Consider the following 23692-nt stretch of genomic DNA (forward strand, 5'->3'; position numbering starts at 1 on the left):
ATCAGCTCGGCGATATGACGGGTGCACGATCCGCGTGCCATGCACGCCAGGCGATCACGCAGAACGTGCCGAGCATGAGCAGGTCCGCGATCACGGCGAGTGTGTCGATCCGAGCAACGCGGGCGACCGGGAACATCGCAGCGGCGAGCGCGAGCAGGCTCGCCACCCACCGCGGTGCCAGACGAGTGCGCCAGTGGAAGATGCTGAGCACAACCAGGGCGGCGGGGAACATCGGGCCGGCGAGCAGCAGTACGAGCGCACCGGCCGTGGGATATCCGGTGAACGTGGCCGGCGACGCGCCGTCGGTCGTTCCGAGCACGCCCTCGAAGAAGCCCTGCAGGCCGAGCGCGATGCTTCCGAACATGCCGATCAACACCAACAGCATCCACAGACCCGAGACCACGGGCAGGTGCGGATGCAGCCGGTCGTACTCGCCGAGCAGGCCGAATACCCAGGGCACCATCGCGACGGCGATCAGCATCCCGCCGACGATGCCGTAGCGACCGTCGATCCAGAACATCGGCGAGAGCGCGAACAGCGTCGGCCCGATGACCAGGCACAGAGCCTGGAGGCGGCGGATGAACATGTCGCGATCGTACCACGCGGCCCTGCGACGGCATCTTCACCCGCGGTCGACGGCGAACGCCAGGTGCGGCATCTCCACTCCGCGGTAGTGCTTGATGAAGCGACCCCGCACGGTCATGCCGAGGCGGATGGCGACGTTCATCGACGCGATGTTCGTGTCGCGGATCTGCGCATACACGCGATCGACGCCGAGCACGTCGAACGCGTGATCACGACACGCGGCGGCCGCCTCGATCGCGTGGCCCCGGTGCCAGAACTCCCGGTGGAACAGGTAGCCGACCTCGACGACGTCCTCACCCAGGATGTGCTGCATGGTCAGCCCGCACTGGCCGATCATCTCGCCGGTCTCGCGCAGCACCACAGCCCACAGGCCGAAGCCGTCTTCGCGATAGCGATCGGGCTACTTCGACCGCTCCCTCAACGTCTACGGCCAGGCAGGCCGACCCTGCGCGCGCTGTGCGGCCGAGGGGCATCAGAGCCTGATCGTCAAGGACCGGTTCATGAACCGGTCCTCGGCCTACTGCCCGCGGTGCCAACCGGTGCCGCGGCGGGCCCGCTGGTAGCGTCCGGCACGGCACGGCAGGACCGGCCGCCGCGCCGTGGCGGTCTAAGATGATCTGGAACTTTGACGTGTCGATGGGAACCCCTTTTGTCTCACACTGAGAACAACGACTATCTGCCACGCCGCTCGAGCGGCCGGGCGCGGCGGCGGCGCCACACCGTCCGCAACGCCTTCATCGTGGTCGCCGCACTGCTGGTGGTCGTGCTCGTGTTCGTCGGCATCTATGTGGGTTCCATCGCCTCGACCTTCAACGACAAGCGCCAGACGGTGGACGCCGGAATCGCCACCTCCGAGGCCACCACGGACGGCGCCCTGAACGTCCTGGTCATGGGATCGGACTCCCGCGGTGAGGGCATGGACACCGCCGAGAACAAGGGCGAGGAGGGCGAGCGCTCGGACACCCTGATGCTCGTGCACATCCCCGAGGACCGCCAGAACGTCTACGTCATGTCGGTCGTGCGTGACCTGTGGGTGGAGATCCCCGGCCACGGCGAACGCAAGGTCAACGCCGCGCTGGGGCTCGGCGGCTACCCGTTGGTGACCGCGACGGTGGAGAACCTGCTGGGCGTGAACATCGATCACCTGGCGGTGATCGACTTCGAGGGCTTCAACGGGCTGACCAGTGCGCTCGGCGGCGTCCAGGTCTGCAACCCGCATTCCTTCTCCTCGGGACAGGTCAACCCGTCCTTCTTCCCCCAGGGCGAGATCCTGCTTCAGGGCTCTGACGCCCTGCGCTTCGTCCGGGAACGCAAGGCCTTCGCGGGCGGTGACTTCGAGCGGGTGGCCAACCAACAGCGCTTCGTCTCGGCGATGGTGGACCAGATCCTCACGGTGGACACGCTGGCCAATCCTCAGAAGTTGATGGGCGTTGTCAACAGCATCGTCCCCTTCATCACAGTGGACGACGGGTTGGACGCGGCGACGATCGCCGGTTACGGTCTCCAGCTCAACGGCATTCGCAGCAATGACATCGAGACCTTCACGGTTCCCCACGGCGATCCGGCCGAGGGCCCCGGTGGGGCCTCGATCGTGCTCCAGGACGAATCCGGCGTCGAAGAGTTGCGCCAGGCGTTGCAGACCGATGACCTCGACAGTTATCTCTCGGGCGATGACGACACTGAGGGAGCGGCCGGGGACGACGCCACGGCCGGGGCCACTGACGCGGCCACTGATGGCGGGGCCACCCCGGATGCCAGCGCCGATGCTTCCGGCGAGCCATCCGACTCCAGCGCATCCTCCGCCTCCGGAGAACCCTCTGCCACGGACGGTGGGACGGACGCCAGCAACTCGGCCAGCGGCAGTGCCAGTGGCTCCGGCGGTGCCTCCGGTGAGGCGACCGAACCTGCCGCTGTCTGCGCCGGGGCCTGACCCATGCGCGTCCAGCTGATCACGCATTCCTACCTGCCCGAACGGACCCCGCCCCAGCGGCGGTGGGCCGCCTTCGTCGAGGCGTTCCGCGACGCCGGCTGGGATGTCGACGTCGTCGTCCCGCAAGCCGATCCGGGTCACGTCCCCGGTGGGGGACAAGGGTCCGAGGCGTCGGCCGGTGCCGACGGCCGTCGGGGCACCCACGGGGAACGCGTCTGGCGGACCTGGACTGTCCCTGCCCTCGGTGCCACGCGTGACGGCCGGTTCCTCGGCCATGTCGTCCATGCACTGGCGGCTATTCCGGTGGCGTTGCGCGCCGAACGGCCCGATGTCCTGGTCGTCACCGTGCCGGCTCTGCCGACCGTCGTCGCCGGCTGGACCCTGTCCAAGCTCCGCCGGACCCCGTTGATCGTGGAGATGCGCGACGCATGGCCGGACCTGGCCCGGGACTCGGGGGTCTCCACCGGGTTACTGAGCCGGTTGATGGAGTACCTGGTCACCGGGACCCAGCGTTCGGCCGACCTCGTGGTGACGGTGACGCAGGGATTCGCCGAACGACTCTCCGAACGCGGCATCCGCAGGGTGGAGATGGTCGGGAACGGCGTCCCGTTGAGCCGCATCGAACCTGTTCCGGCGCGGGATCGCGAGCCCGGAGAACTCAACGTGCTCTACCTCGGCAACCACGGAGAGAGCCAGGGACTGGAGACCGTGATCCAGGCGGCTGCCCTGGTGCGGGAGGGGCCGGAGCGGATCGCCGTGCGCTTCGTCGGATCGGGCACCCAGCGCGATGCCCTGTCTGTCCTGAATGAGTCCCTCGGCGCCCCGGTCACCATGATGGACGCGGTGCACGGAGCCGGTTTGCGCGCCCAATACGCCTGGGCGGACACCTGCCTGGTGAGCCTGCGCCCGGACTGGCCGAGTTTCGACTGGACCATTCCGTCCAAGACGTATGAGCTGCTGGCCGTGGGCCGGCACGTCACCGGGGTGGTCACGGGCGAGGCCGCCCGCGTGCTGGTGGAGTCCGGCGCGGCCAGCATCGTGCCAGCCGATGCCGCCTCCCTGGCGGCACACTGGCGGCACCTCGCCGCCCGCCCGGAGAGCACGAAGGTGGACGGCCGGGGCCGGGACTGGGTGCATCGCCACGCCGACCTGCCCGAGCTCGGCCGGCGCTTCGTCGGACTTGCCCGAGAGACCGTGCTGCGCCGTGGCCCACGGGCCACGGCCTATAATCGCCACTGACCGGATTTGCCCGCGGTCGTGGACCCGAACACCGACGGTCGCCGTTTCCTCGCCCATCGTGTCCGGGACGACCGCCTGAAGGGCTCCATCGATTGAAGGACGTACTCCATGACTGAGATTTCCAGCGTTGCCGTGATCGGCCTGGGCTACATCGGATTGCCGACGGCGGCCATCCTCGCGGGGAGCGGGCTCCGTGTCCATGGGGTGGACGTGAACCAGCACACGGTCGATGCGGTCAATGCGGGATCAGTCCCGTTCGTGGAGCCGGACCTGGACCGGTTCGTGCAGAAGGCGGTCGCCGAGGGGTTGCTGTCCGCCTCGACCCAGACCCCGGCCGCGGACGCCTACATCGTGGCGGTGCCCACTCCCTTCCACGCGGACAAGTCCCCGGACCTGTCCTACATCGAGGCCGCCGGGCGGAACCTTGCCCCGCAGTTGCGCGGTGGCGAACTGGTCATCCTCGAGTCGACCTCGCCGCCCGGGGCGACCGAGCGCCTGGCCGAGGTCATCCACGAGGCGCGTCCGGACCTGGGCGAGGCCGGGACCTTGATGTTCGCTCACTGCCCGGAGCGGGTACTGCCGGGCAAGGTCATGACCGAGCTGGTCACCAACGACCGCATCGTGGGCGGGTCCAGCAAGGCCGCCGCCGAGACCGCGAAGGGCCTGTATGAGACGTTCTGCCGCGGAGAGATCCTGTTGACGAACCTGCGGACAGCCGAGATGGCCAAGCTCGTGGAGAACTCCTTCCGGGATGTGAACATCGCCTTCGCCAACGAGTTGTCGATGATCAGCCGGGACCTGGACATCGATGTCTGGGAGCTGATCGAGTTGGCCAACCACCACCCGCGGGTCAACATCCTGCAGCCTGGCCCGGGTGTGGGCGGGCACTGCATCGCCGTGGACCCGTGGTTCATCGTGGACGCTGCCCCGAGTGCTGCGCGGATCATCCGCAGCGCCCGTGAGGTCAACGATTCCAAGCCCGAGTGGGTCATCGACCAGGTCAAGGTCAAGGCGTTCGACGTGCAGCAGGCGACCAGACGGGCTCCGGTGGTCGCGGCCCTGGGCCTGGCGTTCAAGCCGAACATCGATGATCTGCGGGAGTCCCCGGCCCTGAACATCGCCGTGGCCATGGCCGAGCAGTTCACCGGCAGCACGATCCTGGCCGTGGAACCGCACGTGGACGAGCTGCCGGCCTCCCTGGCCGGCCGGGACAACGTGGAATTGGTGGATCCGGAGGCCGCGATCGAACGTGCCGACATCGTGGTGCTGCTGGTGGACCACGCCGCGTTCGCCGACCTCAAGCCGCTGGCCGCGGGCAAGCACGTGGTGGACACCCGGGGCCAGTGGCGCGAGGCCCGCGTCCTCTGAGCTCCGTCCGGTCCGAGTCGGTCTGGTCCACGGTCCGGTCCAAGGTTTTCCGGTCCGGACCGTCCCGAGGGGAGCGTCAGCGCAGCCGGCGCCGCACTCCGCGGTAGATCCGGCGGGCCGCCCGCCGCCACACCGGCTGAAGCGGTCGGGACGCAGCCGTGGTCTCTGACGTCGCGGGGGCTTTCGTCGCGGGGGTTGGGGTTGTGGTTGCGGCCGGTGCCGCTGGTGACTTCTGTGGGGGCTTCTTCGCGGCGGGCGCCGGGTACCGGACCCAGGCTGGATCCGGAATCCGCAGTGGATCGGACGCCAGCGTCTCGGTGAGCCGGTCCAGCTCCCCGCGGGCGCGCTCCTCCAGCCCGTCCACGAGCGCGTGGGTCGCCGGGGGCAGCTCCCCGTCCCGCAACAGGCGGTCGAGCGCATCCCGCAGGTCGGCTCCGGCGACCGCGAGATCCAGCGCCCATTCCGACCGGCCCAATTCGGCGAAGTGGGAGCCGACCTTGGGGTCGTAGACGAGACCCACGGTGGGGCGGCGCAACCGGTGCATCAGCAGATTGGCATGCAACCGCATGGCGACCAGTGCCTCGGCACCGCGCAGGACCTCCAGGAACCCCGGCAGGTCGATCCCCGCGGGTACCACCGTGACAGCGACCCCGGATCCTGACGCCTCGGCTGTCGCCGCCAGATCTCGCAGGGCGGCCTCGTCGGTGGACTGCATCGGGACGCCCACGATCGCGAGACCGTGGTCCCGTGCGGTGTCGAGCAGGATCTTGTGCAGTTCACGGCGCCGGTCCGGGTGGTCGGACCAGGGCCGGAGATTCACGGCGAGGTACCGGTCCGGCAGGGACTCCGGCACCGTCCCGGTGCCCGGGGAGGGCAGGGCCAACCCGTAGACGACGTCCGGAGAGACCTCGACGGCGGCCGGCCAGGCCTCGGACATCGGTTCCAGGAGTCCTGCAGACTCATGGTCGCGAACCGTGATGGTGCGGGCCAGGCGGCCCGTCAGGTTGACGGCGGCGCGTGCCGCGGGGTCCGTCAACGGGCCGACCCCCATGCCGCGCACGTGGACCGCGCCGCCGTAGGCGCTGACGAGCAGGGGCAACTGGGCCATGTGTGCGGGGGAGACGTGGGCGCCACGGAAAATGCCGGCCGCCCCGCCCGCCAGCTTGATGGAGTAGTCGTGCCAGTGGCCTCCTGGGCCCAGGACCAGGGAGGAGGCCCGCTCGGCATACTCCTCACCGGCCTCGAGGTCGGCGCGGGCCAGGGACTGGACCCCGTGCTCGCGCTCCACGACCGCGGGCTTCGAACCGGCGACGACCGGCTGGAACCCGGGCAGCGTGTCCTGCAGATGGGACACCAAGGTGTCCAGGAGCAGCTCATCCCCGCGGTTGCCTGCACCGTAGTAGCCCGAGAACAGGACGGTGCGCGGCAGGGGCGTCTCCCCCGGCCGCACGAGCCCGGCCGACCGGAGGTCTCCGAAGAGTGCCTCAAGGCCGTGCTCAGCGGCATCGCCCGGGACGTCGTCGCTCAGGGCGACGGCCACGATTCCGTGCTGCGCGAAGAAGGCGGACGTCGACTCCGAGGGGACCAGGCCGTCGTCGGCCATCAGGACGATGTCCGGTGCCTGGCGCCGGAAGACCGCCTCCACGGGATCGTGGTCGAAGCACTGGTCCGCGGTTCCGGGCTCCGGGACCAGGCAGGCCGGGTGCAGTCGGAGATCGAGGTCGAAGACGGTATGACCCAGCAGGTGGAGGGCCCGGAGGATGCCGGCGTCCCGGGTCTGGTGGCGCGAACCGCGGCGGCGGACCAGCACCACGCGGTGCCGGGAGGCCTCCTGGTTCGGATGGCTCGGGGCCGACTCGTGACTCACCTGGTGTCCTCGCTTCTCCTGCTCGCCGCCCACGGGGCCCGTGCCCGGGGCCCGGCCACCGTTCAACCTAGCAGGGCGGGCCGCGCACCCCCGGGAGCACGGGGCTGGCGGACCGGAAACGGTATAGTCGCCGTGAAGCCCTGCCCTGACCGGTCCGGGGTCCGGACCGGAACGTCGGCCAGACTCCGTCGACTCCTGACGGAGGGCGCACCGGAACGCCAGAACGGAAGGTCTGCCCGCACCATGAGGATGAGCCGTCTCCTGGGTGCTGCGGCGGTGTCGGGTCTGGTCCTGATCGCCGCGTGCGTGCCCCTGTTCGCCTGGGGCCTGGACCGGTGGGCGCCGGCCCTGCTGGCCACCGGACTACTGGGCGTCGCCGCGTACCTGGTGGCGGGCCTCCGCTCCACCCAACGTGACCTGAGGACGCTGGCCGGCAACCTGGAGCGTTCCCGCCGTCAGCAGTTGGCCGCCGACCGCGCCCGGCAGGGCAGCCCCGCTCAGGTGGCGTCCGAGCAGATGGTGTCCGTGCAGGATCTGGCGGCCCCTCTCGATGGGATGCGGGACGACATCCGGACCCTGGCCGCGGACGTGGCGGCGCTCCACGACCGTGCCGGCCTCCGGGCCTGGCAGGTGCTCGGAGACCGCCGGCGCGAGGGCGTGGCGTGCCTGGTGGTGGACGGACACGATGCGTCCGCCATCCTGGCCGCGGACCGGACCGGGGCAGTCTTCGAGGTGCTGGACCCGATGACCGGGGGCATCGACGGAGAAAGCACCGCCGGAGAACGATTCGGAGACAGGCCCGGAGCGGCCACCGGCCTGCCCACGACGCCGGCCCACGCCGTGGGTGCCCTCCTCATCGACCTCGACCGCTTCGCGATCGCTCAGACGGACCGAGACCGAGACGCGTGGTCCGGCTTCGCCCGGTGGCTCCGGTCCGACATCCCGGTGCTCGGCTTCAGCCGCGTGCCGGCGCGGCTCTCCCTGGACGCCGCCGCCGTGGCCCGGGCCATGGGGGGAGTCCTCCTGCCGGTGGTCGAGACCCCGGACACCGTGCGCTTCGACCGGGGGATCGAGCCCGATAGCGGACCCGGCGCTGAACCCGCCACAGAACCCGCCACTGTTCGGTCCGCGGAGGACCGGGCATGAGGGTGGTGCTGTACGACGGCATCCAGGAGACACACGTCGCCTCCTCCCTGGAACGCGCGCTGCGGTCCCGTGGCCACGAGGTCTACAACACGGGCCGCTTCGGCTCCGGGTACCTGTTCCGGGACACGGACGAGCTGCTGCCCTCCATCGCCTCCCACCTGGACCTCATCACAGACTTCCGGCCGGACCTGGTGCTCGTGTTTCGCCCGGCCTCGGCCCCCTATCCCGTCCTGCAGGCCCTGCGCGGGACCGGTGCCGTCGTGGCCGCCTGGCTGTCCGACGATCCGGTGCTCTTCAAGGACTCCTACGGACCGGTCATCGACCTCTACGACCTCATCCTGCACTGCGGAAACGAGTCAGTCCTGCGGTTCTACGAACAGCGGTTCGGGCGGCCGACCGGGGTGAACTTTCCCTTCTGGACGGACCACGCGGCGTTTCCGGCCGTGTACGGGCGGCACGAGCCCGAGTCGACCGTGATGTTCCTGGGGAACATGGTCGGTCCGGTACGGCGGGCACGGTACGAACAGCTCGCCGCCATGGGCCACTCCGTGAGGGTGTACGGCCGGATGGAGGCAGACCCCGCCGGGATGGGCGGCGGGTTCCTGGATTCCGACGCCGAGGTGGCCGAGGCCGGCGGCCGGGCTCGGGTCGCGCTCAACATCCCGCAGTTCTTCAGCGCCTACCGCGGGCAGCCCACCTGGTTCCCTGGCCTGGAGGATCTCGGCCATTTCGACCTCCCCAGCCGGGTGGTCCAGTACGCCGCCATGGGGCTGCCCGTGGTCAGCGTCGTGCCGGGTTCGCCCCGCAGCCCGGCGTTCCCGGAGATGGAGGTCTGCGGGAGCATCGAGGAGGCCGATCGGTGGATCACCGACATGCTGGACTCCGGCGGCCTGTCCGCGCTGGCGGCCCGGACCCTCGACCGCTTCGACCATTCCTTCAGCGCCGCGGCCCGCGTCCAGGCCCTCGAGGCGCTGCTGCAGGACGACAGCTGGCGCTCGCTGGATGCGGCCGAGCGGACGGTCTGGTTCCTGCAGTTCGACGGCCGCACCGTCCCGGACGGCTCAGTCGCCCCCGTCGCCCCCGTCACCGCTGAGATCAGAGACGCCCCGGACACCCGGGACACCCCGCTCGCTGCGGAGCGGGCCGGCGATGTGCTCCTGGCGTACCGCTACCCGCCACGGCGCTTCGATGCCACCGACGTCATCCGGCGGGAACTGGAGGACTGGGGCCGGTTGGCGGCGGTGTGGATTCCCGAGGACAACGACGACGACGGGCTCCGATCGCTGCTGGCCTCCCTCGAAGGAGGACCGGTCCGCTATCTGGTGCTCGCCGACGGCCTCCGGCTCTCGGCGCGGGAGGCGGACGCCGCCCGGGACGCGGGCCTGTCCACGGTGTGCCTGCTCTCGGAGGAGACCTTCAGCCCCTCGGACGCCGCGCGTTACGACCTCGTGGTCCGCATCGGGCCAGCCCCGGCGGACCGGGTGAACCTGCTCGGGCCGGCGAAGAATGCCCTGCACACGCCGGCCGTGGTGGAATCCGCTTTCCTGGCGGCGGTGCAACGACGGACTGCTCAGCCCCATGACAGCAGCGACGCCTGGACCGGACTCACCGTAATCCGCTCCGACGACGGCTCCGAAGCCGGGACCGGAGCGGGGGCCTCCGCCGATCCGGTGGCCGACTCCCTCGGGCACGTGTTCACTGGTCCAGCGCGCGACCTGACCACCCGAGATCTGGCTACCCGTGACGTGGCTGCCGGTGACCTCAAGGATGCCGGCCCGGACGAGCTCGTCGGGGCGCTGTCCGGCACGGCGGTCTACCTCCAGCCAGCCGGATCGGGCCGGCAGCGGTCGCACGCTCCCGTAACCCCGTACGCGGTGTGCGCCGGGCCCATGGTCCTGACGTCCCGGCACCCGGCCAATCGGTTCGACGACGTGTGGAGCGACTGGCTGCTGAAGATCGGCTCCGCGGAGGAAGCGGCCCTGAAGCTGGATCGTCTGTCCGGGGCGTCCCGGGTGGCTGGGGTGGCCGAGTCGTCGAAGGTGGCCGATGCGGAAGGCCGCGGCCGGCTGCTGGACGCGCGCCGGCAACTCGACGACTGGTTCCGCCGGGCCGATGCCCACCGGGCGATCGGACGAGTCAACGGCTCAGCAGATCTGGGGGTCCTGGGGAATCCGGGGAGCCCGGGGGATCCGGCAGACCTGCCGTCACCCCTGACCGCCGGCGCGGACAGGATGGTGCTCCTGGACCACCGCTACCCTGTGGAGCCGGCCGCGTTCGAGTGGGCCGCCGGGGAGTACGTGGCCCTGGGACTCTCGTACACCGGGGCGGACCTGGTCCGCGGGATGCGCGTCCTGCAGGGGGATCGGGTGCTGGCCGAGACGCGGTTCCCGGCGGGATCCACGCAGGCCGTGGACCTCATCGCCACGGGAGCGCCGGACCCCGCGCGGGAGCCGGTATCCGTGGAACTGCTCGGAGACCCGGCCCATCGGCTGCATCGGATGACCCGGGTGCGCCTGCGGATGGGGGTCCACCGTGGGACGTGGCTGGCGTCCGCGACCAGCGCCCCGGGCCTGGCCATCCACCTGTTACCGCGGCCGGTGTCCCCAGCCGGACCACCTCGACTTCAGCACCATCCCGGACCCCCGGAAAGGCGACACCCGTGACCCGTTCAGAGACCTCTGCCCCGCGCGCCGGGAAGACCCCATGGCTGCGGAACCTGGCCCTGACTGCCCAGACGGTGCGTGAACACATCGTCGACGATCCCGTCCTGCTGGCTCTGCAGGTGTCCCGCCGCCTGCCCGCGGCCGCGTCCCGGCCGCTGGCCTCGGGATTCATTGCCTCGGGGCGCCTGGGCGCGGACGTCCTGGAGGCCATCGGCCACGAGATGCGCGGAGACCGCTCCGCGGCCTGGCGGGCACTGGAGCGACCCCGCCGCGGGGCGTCGGCCCGCACGGTTCCCTACCGGGCGGACGCCGCCCTCGGCCTGGCGGACGAGGCTAGGGCGGAGGCACTGCTGGAGAAGGTGGATCCTGCAGAACGCCGGGCCGCGTGGTTCGCAGCCGCCTCACGGGTGGCCGCCTATCGTGGAGACCTGGAGGGTGCGGCCGCGATGGCCGCCCAGCATCCGCGCAACCGGTCGTTGGCGAAGCGGGCCGCCGGGGAGCTGTCCGGGTTCACCGGCCACGGACCCCGGCCCTCTGGACTCGGGCCGATCGATCCGGTCGCCGGCCGGGTGCTCCACATCCTGACCAACTCCCTGCCGCACACCTCCAGTGGCTACGCACAACGCAGCCATTCGATCCTCCGCTCGCTGCAGCGGGCCGGTCTTGAGGTCTCGGCCGTGACCCGCCCCGGCTACCCCGTCCAGGTGGGCGTGCCCTGGGCCGCCGCCCTGGACACCGTGGAGACGGTGAACTATGCCCGGCTGCTGCCATTCCGGATGGATCAGGGACTGCAGGACCGACTGGGCCAGCATGCGGAGCTCCTGGAGGACCACGTGCGCCGCCACCGTCCCTCCCTCCTGCACACCACCACGCACTTCACGAACGGATTGGTGACCAGGGCGGTCGCCGAGGCGACCGGAATCCCGTGGGTCTACGAGGTCCGGGGCCAGCTGGCGGACACCTGGGCCGCCACCCGGGGGGAGGACGCACGGTCCTCCCAGCGCTACCGGGAGTTCGTGGCACGGGAGGCAGAAGTGGCCCGCAGCGCGGACCGGGTGGTCACCCTCGGCGAGGGCATGCGTTCCGCCCTGGTGGCGGCCGGAGTCGACCCGGAGCGGATCATCATCTGCCCGAATGCCGTGGGAGACCAGTTCCTGCAGGAGCCGCCCGCCCGGGACGAGGCGCGGGCGGCCCTCGGTCTGGAGGCCGGGCACACCATCATCGGCACGGTCTCCAGCATCGTGGACTACGAGGGACTGGACCTGTTGGTGCGGGCGACGGCGGCCCTCGCACCCCGGCACCCCGGCCTCCGGCTGCGGATCGCCGGGGACGGGGTCTCCCTACCTGGACTGAAGGTGCTCGCCCGGGAGCTGGGCATCGAGGACCGGTGTGACTTCCCCGGGCGGGTTCCGCGCGCCGAGGCGTTGATGAACCACGCCGCGCTGGACGTGTTCGTCGTGCCCCGCAAGGACCTGTCCGTCACCCGGACAGTCACGCCCATGAAATCCGTGGAGGCCTCGGCCGTGGGCCGCCCCGTGGTGGCCTCGGACCTGCCCGCGCTGGCTGAGCTCGTCCAGGACGGCGTGACCGGCGTGCTGTTCCGGCCCGAGGACCTCGACTCGCTGACCGCCGCCCTCCAGGGCCTGCTCGAGGATCCCGGGCACGCTCTGCACCTCGGACAGGCCGGGCGACGGTGGGCGCTCCAGACGCGAACATGGAGCGGCAATGCCGAGCGCTACCTGACGATGTACCGCGGACTCGGGGTCGCTCCCGCGTAGGCTGGACCCTGGCCGGTGTCCGCCGCAGGGCCGGTGCCCGCGGCCCCCTGTGTGCGCCCGGCCGACCACACACGGTGTATGAAAGCAGGACATGAGCGTTTACAGCAGAGCACGTCGAGCCCTCCCGGCCCGTGTGAAGACCCCCCTTCGCCGGGCGCTGAAAGGCACCCTCCGCACGGTGGACGGCTACCTCCCGGACGCGCTGTCCCGGCGCGTCCGCCGGGCCGTGGGCCGCGGCGCCCCCGCCCGTGCACCCCGGGGAGCCGCGCCCGCCGGTGATCCGCTCGGACTGGCTCCCGGCCGGGGCCCCACCGCAGCCCTGGCCACCGTGGCCACCGGCAGGGCTGCCGCCGTCACCGCGCGGGACCCCGAGTCCGCCCAGCGGCTGAACCGTGCGCTGCTGGGTGGTCGGGCACCGCGTCCGGCAGGGGGCGGCCGCCGCATCGCCGTCCTCGCCGCTGCCGACCTTGTGGCACGGCTGGAGTCCGCGGGCCATGAGACCCACTCCCTGCTGCCGGGGACGGCACGGGCGACCATCGACGTCAGCGAAGTGGCCGTGATCGACGTGGCCGGGGTGGCCGGGGCCTGGGCCGGCGCATTGGATGCCGAAGGAGTGGCCCTGTACCAGGAGCTGCAGGATGCCCTGGCCCACGCCCGCGCCCAGGGCGTCAGCGTCTGGCTCGTGGATCGCGGCCCGGACCGGTTCCGGCTCGGCGCCGTGGCCCTGCGGCGGGACGAGGGCGTCCTGACCGTCCGCCCCGGTGCGGCAGGCCCGCAGCACCACATCACCGAGGATCCGGGCGACGCCCCCACCGGGGTGGTGGACCTGCTGCGGGACCTGAACCCCCTGACCAACGGATCCCAGGAGGCCCGCGGATGAACGGCATCGAGACCGCCGGCCGCGAGCCGGCGAACCCGTCCGGAACCCTGCCGCCACAGCGGCAGGTCCGCGTGCTGCTCTACGGAGACGTGGACCTGAACATCATCGACGGTTCCGCCGTCTGGCTGACCTCCATGGCCCAGACCTGGTCCCTGGCCGGTGCCCAGGTCGATGTCCAGCTCAAGGCCGTCGAGGACCGCACCCTGTTGTCCGGCGAACTCCGCAGCATGCCCGGGGTCACCGTGTGGCCGGCCCATCCGCCGCAGGGACGCCGTGCCCTGGAGCCGGCACCGGCCGCCGAGGCCCTCCAGAAGCTGGACGGACAGGACCCCTATGACGTCGTCATGGTCCGGGGCATCCGCATCTGCCGCCAGGTCGCCCGTCGGGGGGCCTTCGCCGGACGACTCTGGTCCTACGTGACGGAGTTCGGATACCCGCACGGCACCGCGGACAGCGGCACCGACACCGGCGCCGAGCGATGGCAGCAGCTCGGCGAGATCGCCGCGGCCAGCCGCCTCATGCTGGCCCAGACCGAGCAGGCCCGCGCCGTGCTGGAGGCCATGGTCCCGGCTGCTGCCGGCCGGACCGTGGTGCTCTCGCCGATGGTGCCGGACGCCATCGGCCCCTCGACCACCTCTGGTACTTCGGCCGCCTCCAATGCCTCAATTGCTCCAACTGCCGCGTCCGCCGCAGCGCCGGGGCCAGGCGGTCCCGTGCGCCTGGTCTACACGGGCAAGTTCGCCCGCCGCTGGCGCACGGACCAGATGCCGGTGATCGTGGAGTATTTGCGGGCCGGGGGAGTGGCCGCCGAGCTGACCATGGTGGGGGACAAGGTCCAGCATGATCCGGAGCACCCCGACTGGGCGGAGCGGATGCGCGCCGTCATGGCGACGCCCCGCCCGGACGTGGCGTGGCTGGGGGCGCTGGACCGCACCGCGGCGCTGGAAGCCGCCGCCAGGGCTGACATCACCCTGGGATGGCGTGACGAGGAACTGGACCTGAGCCTGGAACTGTCCACCAAGGTGTTGGAGAGTTGCGCTCTCGGCGTCCCACCCCTGGTGAACCGCACGGCGGCCCACGAGGAGCTGCTCGGTGCCGACTACCCCCTCTTCGTGGACGGTGCGGAGGACGGCCCGCTGGAGATCGCTCGGCGCATCGCCGCGGTCCGGGACCGGCTGCCGGAGTTGTCCGCTCGCGTCCTGGCCGTGGCCGAGCCCTATCGGATGACGGCGCGTGCTGACACCCTGAAGACGTGGCTGGCCCGGATCGGGCTGCCCGGACCGGCGCGGACGCAGCGCTCCCGGCCGGTGCGCGTCGTCGTCGCCGGACATGACCTGAAGTTCGCGGGCGAGCTGGTGGACCTGCTCACCGACCATCCGGACGTCGACCTGCGGCTGGACCACTGGTCCTCACTGCACCACCACGATGAGGCGAGCTCACGGGAACTCGTGGACTGGGCCGACGTCGTGATGTGCGAATGGGCCGGGCCCAACGCCGTCTGGTACGCGCAGCACAAGAAGTCAGGTCAGCGACTGGTGGTCCGGCTCCACATGTTTGAGCTGCGCGGCCGGTGGCTCTCCGAGCTGGCCGCGGACGCCGTGGACCGATTCGTCACGGTCTCGGAGCACTACCGGGACCTGGTGGTCGAACACCTGGGCCTTGCTGCTGAACGCGTCTCGGTCATTCCCAATGCCGTGAGCCTGGCGGACCTGGACCGTCCGGGGCTGCCGGGGCGCCACCACCGACTCGGGCTGGTCGGCATGGTGCCCCTGCGCAAGCGACTGGACCGTGCCGTGGACCTGCTCCGTGAGCTCCATCGCACCGACCCCCGGTACACCCTGCACCTGCGCGGACGGATGCCGTGGGAGTACCCGCACGAATGGCGTAAGCCGGTCCAGCGTGAGGCCTACATGGACCTCTTCGCCCGGCTGGGTGACGACCCGGTGCGCCACGCCGTGGCGTTCGAACCCTTCGGTGCGGACATGGCCGGATGGCTGCGCAAGATCGGCTGGGTGCTCTCACCGAGCACCGTGGAGAGCTTCCACCTGGCGCCGGCCGAGGGCATGGCCTCCGGGGCACTGCCGGTCCTGTGGGAGCGGCCCGGCGCCCGTGACATCTTCGGCGACGAGTTCGTGGTGCAGGACACGGCGGCCGCGGCGCGGCTGATCCTGGAGACGGACGCGGACGACGACGCCCGGGCGGCCCGGCAGCGGACGGCACGCGAGCGGGTGGCCGGGTTCGATGAGAGAACCGTCACCGCGTCGTGGCAGCAGGTGCTCCTCTCCGGACTGTGAGCCTGTAGACGTGGCGCAGATCATGGTCTCGACGGGTACGGATGGCGCGGGAAAGCTCCCCGGTCGGCGGGTTTCCCGGTGTTAGGCTGACGTCTGGCCGAACCACCGGCGCACTCTGCGACCGTGGGCGTCGACGTCAACCCGCCGTCAAACCAAAGGATGGATGAACCGTGCTCAAGATCGCTGTCGTGGCGTTGGGAAAGATCGGGCTGCCGCTGGCCGTCCAATTCGCCAGCAAGGGTCACCAGGTCGTCGGCGTCGACGTCAACGAGAAGGTCGTCGAGCTGGTCAATGCCGGCCAAGAGCCCTTCCCCGGCGAGGACCACCTGCAGGAGAAGCTCTCGGAAGCGGTGGCCAACGGCACTCTGCGCGCCACCACCGACTATGCGGACGCCATCCCCGGCGCGGACGCCGTGGTCCTGGTGGTCCCGCTATTCGTGGACGAAGAGGCCCGGCCTGACTTCGGCTGGATGGATTCCGCCACGCGCGATTTGGCGGCCAACCTGACCCCCGGCACTCTGGTCTCCTATGAGACGACCCTGCCGGTGGGCACCACGCGGACCCGGTGGCAGCCGATGCTCGAAGAAGGGTCCGGCCTGACCTCGGGCGAGGACTTCCACGTGGTCTTCTCCCCGGAGCGCGTCCTGACCGGGCGCGTCTTCGCGGACCTGCGCAAGTACCCCAAGCTCATTGGCGGCCTTGACGCCCAGGGCGCCGAGCGCGCCCGGACCTTCTACGAGTCGGTGCTCGACTTCGACGTCCGCGAGGACCTGGACCGCCCGAACGGCGTGTGGGACCTGGGCAGCGCTGAGGCCGCCGAGATGGCCAAGCTGGCCGAGACCACGTACCGCGACGTCAACATCGGCCTGGCCAACGAGTTCGCCCGCTACGCCGGGGACAACGGCATCGACATCTACCGTGTCATCGAGGCCTCCAACTCGCAGCCGTACAGCCACATCCACCGTCCCGGCATCGCCGTCGGGGGGCACTGCATCCCCGTGTACCCGCGGCTGTACCTCTGGAACGATCCGGCGGCGGACATCGTCCGCACCGCCCGCGCCGTCAACGCCGGAATGCCCGCCTACGCCGTCGGCATGCTGGCCGGCGCCCATGGATCGCTCACCGGCCAGAAGGTCCTCGTGCTTGGCGCGGCCTACCGCGGCGGCGTCAAGGAGACAGCCTTCTCCGGCGTCTTCGCCACCGTCCGCTCGTTGGAGGAGGCCGGCGCCGTGGTCAGCGTCCATGACCCGCTGTACACGGACGAGGAACTCACGGGCCTCGGATTCACCCCCTACCAGTGGGGCGATCGGGTGGATGCGGCGATCATCCAGACCGATCACGCGGAGTACAAGGAGCTTTCCGCGGACCAGCTCCCGGGGATCGCCACCCTGGTGGACGGCCGCAATATGACCGATCCGGCCAACTGGACCTCAGTGTCCCGCCGCGTCATCGGAGTGCCCGCCGAGGCCGGGACCGATGCCTGAGATGATTGAACGCACCACCTCCGAAGACGTGGCGTACAGCGTCGCCCCGGGCGCTGATGTCTCCGCAGACGCGGTCATCGGTGCCGGCACGAAGATCTGGCACCTGGCCCAGGTCCGCGAGAAGGCCCTGCTGGGTCCGAACTGCGTGGTCGGCCGGGGAGCATACATCGGCACCGGGGTGACGGTGGGCGAGAACTGCAAGATCCAGAACCATGCCCTCGTCTATGAACCGGCGCAGCTGGCCGACGGCGTGTTCATCGGCCCGGCAGTGGTCCTGACGAACGACACCTACCCCCGGGCCATCAACCCGGACGGAACCCAGAAATCGGCCTCCGACTGGGACGCCGTCGGGGTGTCCATCGGCCGTGGTGCGGCCATCGGGGCCCGGGCCGTGTGCGTGGCGCCGCTGACGATCGGAGCCTGGGCACTCGTGGCCGCCGGCTCTGTGGTGACGCGTGACGTGCCTGACCACGCCTTGGTGGCCGGGGTTCCGGCCCGCCGCCTTGGATGGGTCGGCAAGACCGGCCGGAAGCTGGAGCCGTCGGCGACGGAACCCTCCGTCCTGGTGTGCCCGGACACGGGCGAGAAGTATCGCGAGGACGGCGACGCGCTCGTCGTCCTGGACGGAGAGGAACCGAGAGCATGACCCAGGCAACACCCGATTTCATCCCCCCGGCCAAGCCGATCATCGGCGATGAGGAGCGCGCCGCCGTCGACCGCGTCCTCCAGAGCGGCATGGTGGCCCAAGGACCGGAGGTGGCCGCCTTCGAGGCTGAGTTCGCCGAGGTCCTGGTGGCCGGGCGCCCCTGCGTCGCGGTGAACTCCGGTACCTCGGGACTCCATCTCGGCCTGCTGGCCGCCGGCATCGGCCCCGGCGACGAGGTGATCGTCCCGGCCTTCACCTTTGCCGCTACCGGCAACGCCGTGCGCCTGACCGGGGCGACCCCAGTGTTCGCGGACATCGATCTGGACACCTACTGCCTGGAGCCGGCGAGCGTCGAGGCATTGGTCACGGACCGCACGAAGGCCATCATGCCGGTGCACCTCTATGGTCACCCGGCTCCCATGGGCGAGCTGGGACGGATCGCCGACGCCCACGGACTGATGGTCTTCGAGGATGCGGCACAGGCCCACGGAGCGGCGTGGAACGGGCGACCCGTCGGGACGTTCGGGACCTTCGGCATGTTCAGCCTGTACCCCACCAAGAACATGACCAGTGGCGAGGGCGGCATGGTGTCCGTGGACAGCGAGGCCATGGGCCGGGGCGTCCGCCTGCTGCGCAACCAGGGCATGGAACGGCAGTACGAGAACGAGGTCGTGGGCTTCAACAACCGCATGACGGATCTCCACGCCGCGATCGGCCGGGTCCAGTTGACGAAGGTGGGCGCGTGGACGCGCCAACGCCAGGAGAACGCGGCGTTCCTCGACGCCGGACTGCGCGGTGTCACCACCCCGGTGGTCCGAGAGGGCGCGGTGCACGTGTACCACCAGTACACGGTGCGACTGTCCGAGGACCTGGCCGGCGCCCGTGGCGCGATCCTGGACCGGCTCAAGAACGAGTTCGGCGTCGGTACCGGGGTCTACTACCCGATCCCGACCAACGAGCTGCCGTCGTTCCAGCAGCCCGCAGATCTGCCCAACACGAAAATCGCCACGGCGACCGTCTTCTCGCTCCCGGTCCACCCGTCACTGACGCGGGCGGACCTGGAACGCATCGTCGAAGCCGTGAACACCGTGGTCGGGGAGGCGCGAGCATGACCATCCGCACTGGACTGATCGGACTGGGCATGATGGGCCGCCACCACGCCCGGGTCATGCGCGAGATCGAGGGCACCGAGCTGGTGGCCCTGGCCGACGCCATCGGGGACACGCACGGCGTAGCCGACGGGCTCCCGGTGTATTCCTCCGTTGACGAGCTGATCGACTGCGGCGTGGACGCCATCGTGTGCGCCGTCCCCACCGGCCTGCATGAGGAGGTCGGGCTGGCGGTGGCCGAGGCCGGCATCCACATCATGGTCGAGAAGCCGATCGCCGCCTCGCTGGCCGCCGGCCAGCGTCTGGTGGAGGCCTTCTCCTCCCGCGGACTGGTCGGGGCCGTGGGCCACATCGAACGCTTCAACCCGGCCCTGCAGGAACTGCGCCGGAGGATCGACGACGGCCAACTGGGCCGCATCCTGCAGATCTCCACCCGGCGTCAAGGGCCGTTCCCGGCCCGGATCGCCGACGTGGGAGTGGTCAAGGACCTGGCGACGCATGACATCGACCTGACGGCCTGGCTGGCCCGGTCCCGTTTCGCCTCCGTCTCCGCGCACACCGCCCGGAACGCCGGCCGAGAGCACGAGGACATGGTGGTGGCCATCGGCCAACTGGACAACGGCATCATCACCAACCACATCGTCAACTGGCTCTCCCCGGTGAAGGAGCGGACGACCGTGGTCACCGGTGAGAAGGGTGTCCTGGTCGCCAGCACCCTGACGGCAGACCTCACGTTCTACGAGAACGGCAGCGTTCCCACCGAATGGCAGCCCGTCGCGAACTTCCGAGGGGTCACCGAGGGGGATGTCATCCGGTATGCCTTTCCCAAGAAGGAGCCGCTGCGGACCGAGCACGAGGCGTTCCGTGACGCGATCCTCGGCGAGGACAACCGGCACGTCTCCTTGGAAGAGGGGCTGGAGATCCTCCGTGTGGCCGAGACGATGCTCTCCACAGGTCCGGATTCGCAGAACGAGAACCTGACGGCCCCGGAGGGCTCATGAACTTCAAACGCGTCGCCCGGCAACAGCTCCGACGGGTTGGGTCCTCTCTGCCACCGTCAGTGAAGTCCTCGGCACGGAGGTCGCTGGACCTGCTGCCGGACGAGCTGTCTGCCCGGGTCCGACGGGCCGTCCTGCCGGCCCAGGCGCGTGGCGGCGAGGATAATGTCAGCCAGCTGCTGTCCGTTCCGCCCGCGTTGGTCGGCACCACCTACAGCAAGCATGAGGTCCTGCCGATGCTGGCCCTCGAGAACTCGGTGCTGCGGCAGCGGCTGACAGCGGCGCTGGACGAGTTGGACACCCTGCGGGAATCCGAGGTCCAGTATTCCGGGACCCTGAGCGCCGGTCCCGACCCGGAGGAACCCGAGGGCCCCACGCCCGAGGAACTCGCGGACGATTACCTGTCTGGACAGACCCTGCGCCCGGGGGCCCCGCGGCACCTGGTGATCGCCAACGACTACCCGGACCTCGGCCGGGAGTACGGCAACGGTTTCGTTCACCGTCGCCTCCTGCACTACATCGACTCCGGCATCGACGTGGACGTGGTGCTGGCCGCACCGTCCCAGGAGCGTCGCATCTACACCTTTGACGGTGTGCGGGTGCTGGTGGGACACGGACCGGAGATCGCGGCCGTGCTGTCCCGCCAGGAGTACCGCAGTGTCAGCGTGCATTTCCTTAATGCCCTGATGTGGCGCCATCTGGTGCCGTTCCTTCCTGATCTCGACCTCCACGTGTTCCTGCACGGATACGAATGCGACCGGTGGATCCGCCGCGTGTTCAACTTCGGCAAGGGCACGGACCTGGAACGCGGTATCGACCGGACCCTGGCACTGCAGCGCTTCTGGCGGGACGTGGTCCGCCATCCCCACGGGCCGGCGTCATTCATCTTCGTGTCCGAATGGTGGCGGAGAGCTGTCACGGATGACATGGGACTGGTCTTCCCGGCCACGCGATCCAGGATCGTTCACAACTTCATCGACACGGAGTTGTTCAACTACGTCCCGAAGGACGAGGGCCAGCGGTACAAGCTGTTGTGGGTGCGCAACGCCGGCAGCCGGAAGTACGGAAACGACATCGCTGTCAAGGTCCTGCAGCGCCTGGCCAAAGGCCCGCACTGGAATCGGATCGAGGCGACGATCATCGGTGACGGGAAGTACTTCCACGAGTTCGAGGATGCCCTCGGCCACCACCCCAACGTGACGATCCAACGCCGCTTCGTCTCCCAAGACGACGTGGCGGCGCTCCACAAGGACCATGGCATCTTCCTGGTGCCGTCCCGGTTGGATTCGCAGGGGGTCTCGCGAGATGAGGCCATGTCCTCCGGGCTGATCCCGGTGACAAACGCCGTGACCGCCATCCCTGAGTTCGTGGACGAGGACTGCGCCATCCTGGCCGGCGACGAAGAGGTGGACGCACTCGTCCAGGGACTGAATCGTGTCCTGTCCCATCCCGAGCTCTTCACCCGCATGTCCCGCGCCGCCTCCGAGCGTGCCCAACGGCAGTGCGGAGCCGAGGCGACCGTTCGCCGTGAACTGGAGCTGATGGGCCTGACTGAACCGACGAAGGGAAACCGCCGCCGATGAGCACGGTATTGCTGCTGACCCGGAGCCCGGGGCCCGCTGAGGCCCAGGTGTTCTCGTCCCTGCGGGACTCGGGGCACGAGATCCACGTCTTCGACGTCAATGGCCAGTGGTTCCGTGGCGGTGACAGGGTGCCTCTGTGGATGAAGGGATATCGTCTGCGCCGGAGTGCCCTGGCGACGTCCTACATGACGCAATTCATCGAGGCCAAAGGTGTGGACCGGGTCATCGCCCTCGGACTGGAGGCTGCGGCGTTCGCGGCCGAGAACGTGGTGGTTCCCTTCGTCCCGTGGCTGATGCGGGGAAGCCTGGACTTCTCCAGTGCTCGCACGGCGCTGGCCGAGGATTTCGCGAAACTCAACTCCGCGACCGACCGGCTGCTGGTGGACGACGAGTGGGAGATGGACAAGGCTGGGGCCAAGGGCTCCACGGTTGCGCACCTCCTGGCACCGCTGCTGCTCGGGGACGGTCAGCCGGTGCTGTCGGCCGACGCCGGGACGCGCGTCGCGTTGATCCATCCGCACGCCATGGACGCCGAACGGGTGGATACCTACCGGGAGAATCTCTCGGCCGCCCTGGACGGAGTTGAGGCAGTTCCGGTGGCGGCAGAATCCCTCTACCGCGGTCGCGACCTGTCCCGGGGCCGTCTCCTGGCCCCGACCCTGAGGACCCGGTTGGAGGGTTACTCCCATGCCGTGTTCGTGGGGACGTCCCGCCACTATTCTGCCGTGCTCGGGAGCCTGGCGGGCCAGTGGGACCGGGTGATCGTGGAGGAGACCATCGGCAACGGCAATATGGTCCGGGACCTGGGACTGCCGCGGGTGGCCCGCGGGCTGCGGATCTCGGCCGAGCTGCAGCGGATGGTGGCGGGCGGAACCCCGGAACCCGTCGCCGAGGGCACGGCATCTGCGCGAACGGTCGATCATGACGATGATTTGCTCTCCGCGCTGGACCGGATCATGGACCGGACCGTCTCCCGCGATTTCGAGGAGCTCGCGGCACTCCAGGGGACGGGCCCGTTGGACGTCTTCTATTCCGTGGCACCGCTGCAGGACCGCACCAACGGGGCCCGGCCGCAGCGAATCCGCAACATGGCCGAGGCCTTCGACCGTCCCGAAGCAGCCATCCGCCTCTACTCCAGCGGCGGTGGCTTCCGCCGTCGGGCAGCGGCCGTTCGCAGTCTCATCGCCGAAGGCCGTGCGCTCGGGGTGTTCTATGGCGAGAACTCGACGTCCCCCATCGCGTCCAAGGACGCCGTGGATGACCTTGAGCGCCTCATGGACGAGATCCGCCAGGCAGGAGGCCGGTGTGCGTGGTTCGTTCGCGACCTGCACTGGCTCGACGAGGTGGATGGGTACCTCGACGATGAGGAGATGCGCAGCGAGCTGACGGCCCGCGGATTGCAGGAATTGCGACAGATCGGTGATCGCGCCGAGATGTTGCTGGCACCCAGTAGGGCCTCAGGAGACGGGTTCAACCGGCTCCTGACCACTCACGGGGAGACGGCACGTGATTGGGTGCCTCTGCCGCCCGCAGTGGCCGAGGCGAACGTGGTGGATGCCGGCGGTGTCCACCCCGTGGCCGAGGGGACGACCCTGCTCTATGCCGGCGGCATGAACAGCGTCTACGGCATGGACGACTACCTGGCGGCCGTCAGCGGCGGCGGCACGGGGTACCTTCTCGACTTCGTGGTCCGGGACGAGGAAGCCGACTACCTGCGCACCTGCCTGGACCGTCATGGATTGCTGGGCCTGGAGCGGGTGCGGATCCTGACCGTCCCGCTCGACCTGTACCGACCGCGAACGGCGGTGTGCCTGGGGATCGTGCTGCTGGACAGCGACTACGCGCGGTTCAGTTTCCCCTATAAGACCGTGAGCATGATCGAGCGGGGGTTCCCGGTCCTGTGCTATCAGGACATGGGAATCGCGGATTTCGTGCGGGAGAACCGTGTCGGCCTGGGCTGTGAGCGCACCCCGGAGTCGATCCGCGAGAGCATTGAGCACCTCGTGGCGGACGGAGCCCCGGGGCTCGACCACACACGGACGAGCGAAACCTGGGACCGCCGCGTCCGTACCGTGCGTGAAGGCCTCGCCGCTCAGTCCTGACGGGACCGGGCCTGGAAGGA

16 protein-coding genes and 2 pseudogenes are annotated in these 23692 nt (G+C 70.0%); 15 read left to right on the plus strand and 3 right to left on the minus strand.

Translation table 11 applies throughout. From position 1 onward, the window contains the following. Nucleotide 1: 1 nt before the first annotated feature. Nucleotides 2-586 carry a hypothetical protein gene (locus C8E99_RS02635; protein WP_115930989.1) on the minus strand — a complete coding sequence of 195 codons (585 nt, stop codon included), beginning with the start codon at nucleotides 584-586 and terminating at the stop codon, nucleotides 2-4. 36 nt (nucleotides 587-622) lie between these two features. Further along, nucleotides 623-964: pseudogene (locus tag C8E99_RS02640) on the minus strand (GNAT family N-acetyltransferase); the annotation flags it as partial. Between the two features lie 16 nt (nucleotides 965-980). Between C8E99_RS02640 and C8E99_RS02645 the strand changes: the two are divergent. The 4 genes and pseudogenes from C8E99_RS02645 to wecC all read left to right on the plus strand — a co-directional run. Next, nucleotides 981-1148: pseudogene (locus tag C8E99_RS02645) on the plus strand (bifunctional DNA-formamidopyrimidine glycosylase/DNA-(apurinic or apyrimidinic site) lyase); the annotation flags it as partial. Between the two features lie 86 nt (nucleotides 1149-1234). After that, nucleotides 1235-2515, plus strand: a complete 1281-nt coding sequence (locus C8E99_RS02650; protein ID WP_115930991.1) for an LCP family protein — start codon at nucleotides 1235-1237, stop codon at nucleotides 2513-2515. Between the two features lie 3 nt (nucleotides 2516-2518). Continuing rightward, a complete protein-coding gene (locus C8E99_RS02655) occupies nucleotides 2519-3754 on the plus strand; it encodes a glycosyltransferase family 4 protein (protein WP_115930992.1) in 1236 nt (411 codons plus the stop codon). Between the two features lie 108 nt (nucleotides 3755-3862). Beyond that, nucleotides 3863-5122 (plus strand): UDP-N-acetyl-D-mannosamine dehydrogenase, encoded by a 1260-nt coding sequence (gene wecC, locus C8E99_RS02660; RefSeq protein ID WP_115930993.1) that lies wholly within the window; start codon nucleotides 3863-3865, stop codon nucleotides 5120-5122. A 76-nt stretch (nucleotides 5123-5198) separates the two neighbouring features. On the opposite strand, the gene C8E99_RS02665 is transcribed toward wecC, so the two are convergent. Continuing rightward, a complete protein-coding gene (locus C8E99_RS02665; RefSeq protein ID WP_115930994.1) occupies nucleotides 5199-6989 on the minus strand; it encodes a polysaccharide pyruvyl transferase family protein in 1791 nt (596 codons plus the stop codon). A 243-nt stretch (nucleotides 6990-7232) separates the two neighbouring features. Between C8E99_RS02665 and C8E99_RS02670 the strand changes: the two genes are divergently transcribed. The 11 genes from C8E99_RS02670 to C8E99_RS02720 all read left to right on the plus strand — a co-directional run bounded on the left by C8E99_RS02670 (nucleotide 7233) and on the right by C8E99_RS02720 (nucleotide 23672). Then, nucleotides 7233-8135, plus strand: coding sequence for a hypothetical protein (locus C8E99_RS02670; protein WP_147301158.1), 903 nt, complete (start codon nucleotides 7233-7235; stop codon nucleotides 8133-8135). Continuing rightward, entirely contained in the window at nucleotides 8132-10798 is a 2667-nt protein-coding gene (locus tag C8E99_RS02675; protein WP_147301159.1) for a CgeB family protein, read from the plus strand. The genes C8E99_RS02670 and C8E99_RS02675 overlap by 4 nt, the downstream gene beginning before the upstream one ends. Continuing rightward, a complete protein-coding gene (locus tag C8E99_RS02680; protein WP_115930997.1) occupies nucleotides 10795-12576 on the plus strand; it encodes a glycosyltransferase family 4 protein in 1782 nt (593 codons plus the stop codon). Before C8E99_RS02675 ends, C8E99_RS02680 begins: the two co-directional genes overlap by 4 nt. Before the next feature lie 133 nt (nucleotides 12577-12709). After that, nucleotides 12710-13456 (plus strand): hypothetical protein, encoded by a 747-nt coding sequence (locus tag C8E99_RS02685; RefSeq protein ID WP_170144511.1) that lies wholly within the window; start codon nucleotides 12710-12712, stop codon nucleotides 13454-13456. Then, on the plus strand, nucleotides 13453-15750 hold the full coding sequence (locus C8E99_RS02690) for a glycosyltransferase family 4 protein (RefSeq protein WP_115930999.1): 2298 nt from the start codon (nucleotides 13453-13455) through the stop codon (nucleotides 15748-15750). Before C8E99_RS02685 ends, C8E99_RS02690 begins: the two co-directional genes overlap by 4 nt. A gap of 170 nt (nucleotides 15751-15920) precedes the next feature. Then, entirely contained in the window at nucleotides 15921-17234 is a 1314-nt protein-coding gene (locus C8E99_RS02695; protein WP_115931000.1) for a nucleotide sugar dehydrogenase, read from the plus strand. Further along, the gene (locus C8E99_RS02700; RefSeq protein ID WP_245952045.1) at nucleotides 17227-17880 is read left to right on the plus strand and encodes an acyltransferase; all 654 of its coding nucleotides are present in this window, start codon (nucleotides 17227-17229) and stop codon (nucleotides 17878-17880) included. The genes C8E99_RS02695 and C8E99_RS02700 overlap by 8 nt, the downstream gene beginning before the upstream one ends. Further along, complete coding sequence (locus C8E99_RS02705; protein ID WP_115931002.1) at nucleotides 17877-18992, plus strand: DegT/DnrJ/EryC1/StrS family aminotransferase; 1116 nt, start codon at nucleotides 17877-17879, stop codon at nucleotides 18990-18992. Before C8E99_RS02700 ends, C8E99_RS02705 begins: the two co-directional genes overlap by 4 nt. After that, complete coding sequence (locus C8E99_RS02710) at nucleotides 18989-19990, plus strand: Gfo/Idh/MocA family protein (protein ID WP_115931003.1); 1002 nt, start codon at nucleotides 18989-18991, stop codon at nucleotides 19988-19990. Before C8E99_RS02705 ends, C8E99_RS02710 begins: the two co-directional genes overlap by 4 nt. Next, nucleotides 19987-21570: a glycosyltransferase family 4 protein gene (locus tag C8E99_RS02715; protein ID WP_115931004.1), complete on the plus strand. Its 1584-nt coding sequence runs from the start codon at nucleotides 19987-19989 to the stop codon at nucleotides 21568-21570. Before C8E99_RS02710 ends, C8E99_RS02715 begins: the two co-directional genes overlap by 4 nt. Beyond that, on the plus strand, nucleotides 21567-23672 hold the full coding sequence (locus C8E99_RS02720; RefSeq protein WP_147301160.1) for a glycosyltransferase family protein: 2106 nt from the start codon (nucleotides 21567-21569) through the stop codon (nucleotides 23670-23672). The genes C8E99_RS02715 and C8E99_RS02720 overlap by 4 nt, the downstream gene beginning before the upstream one ends. Nucleotides 23673-23692: the final 20 nt, after the last annotated feature.

Source organism: Citricoccus muralis (genome assembly GCF_003386075.1).
Classification (GTDB): Bacteria; Actinomycetota; Actinomycetes; order Actinomycetales; family Micrococcaceae; genus Citricoccus; species Citricoccus muralis.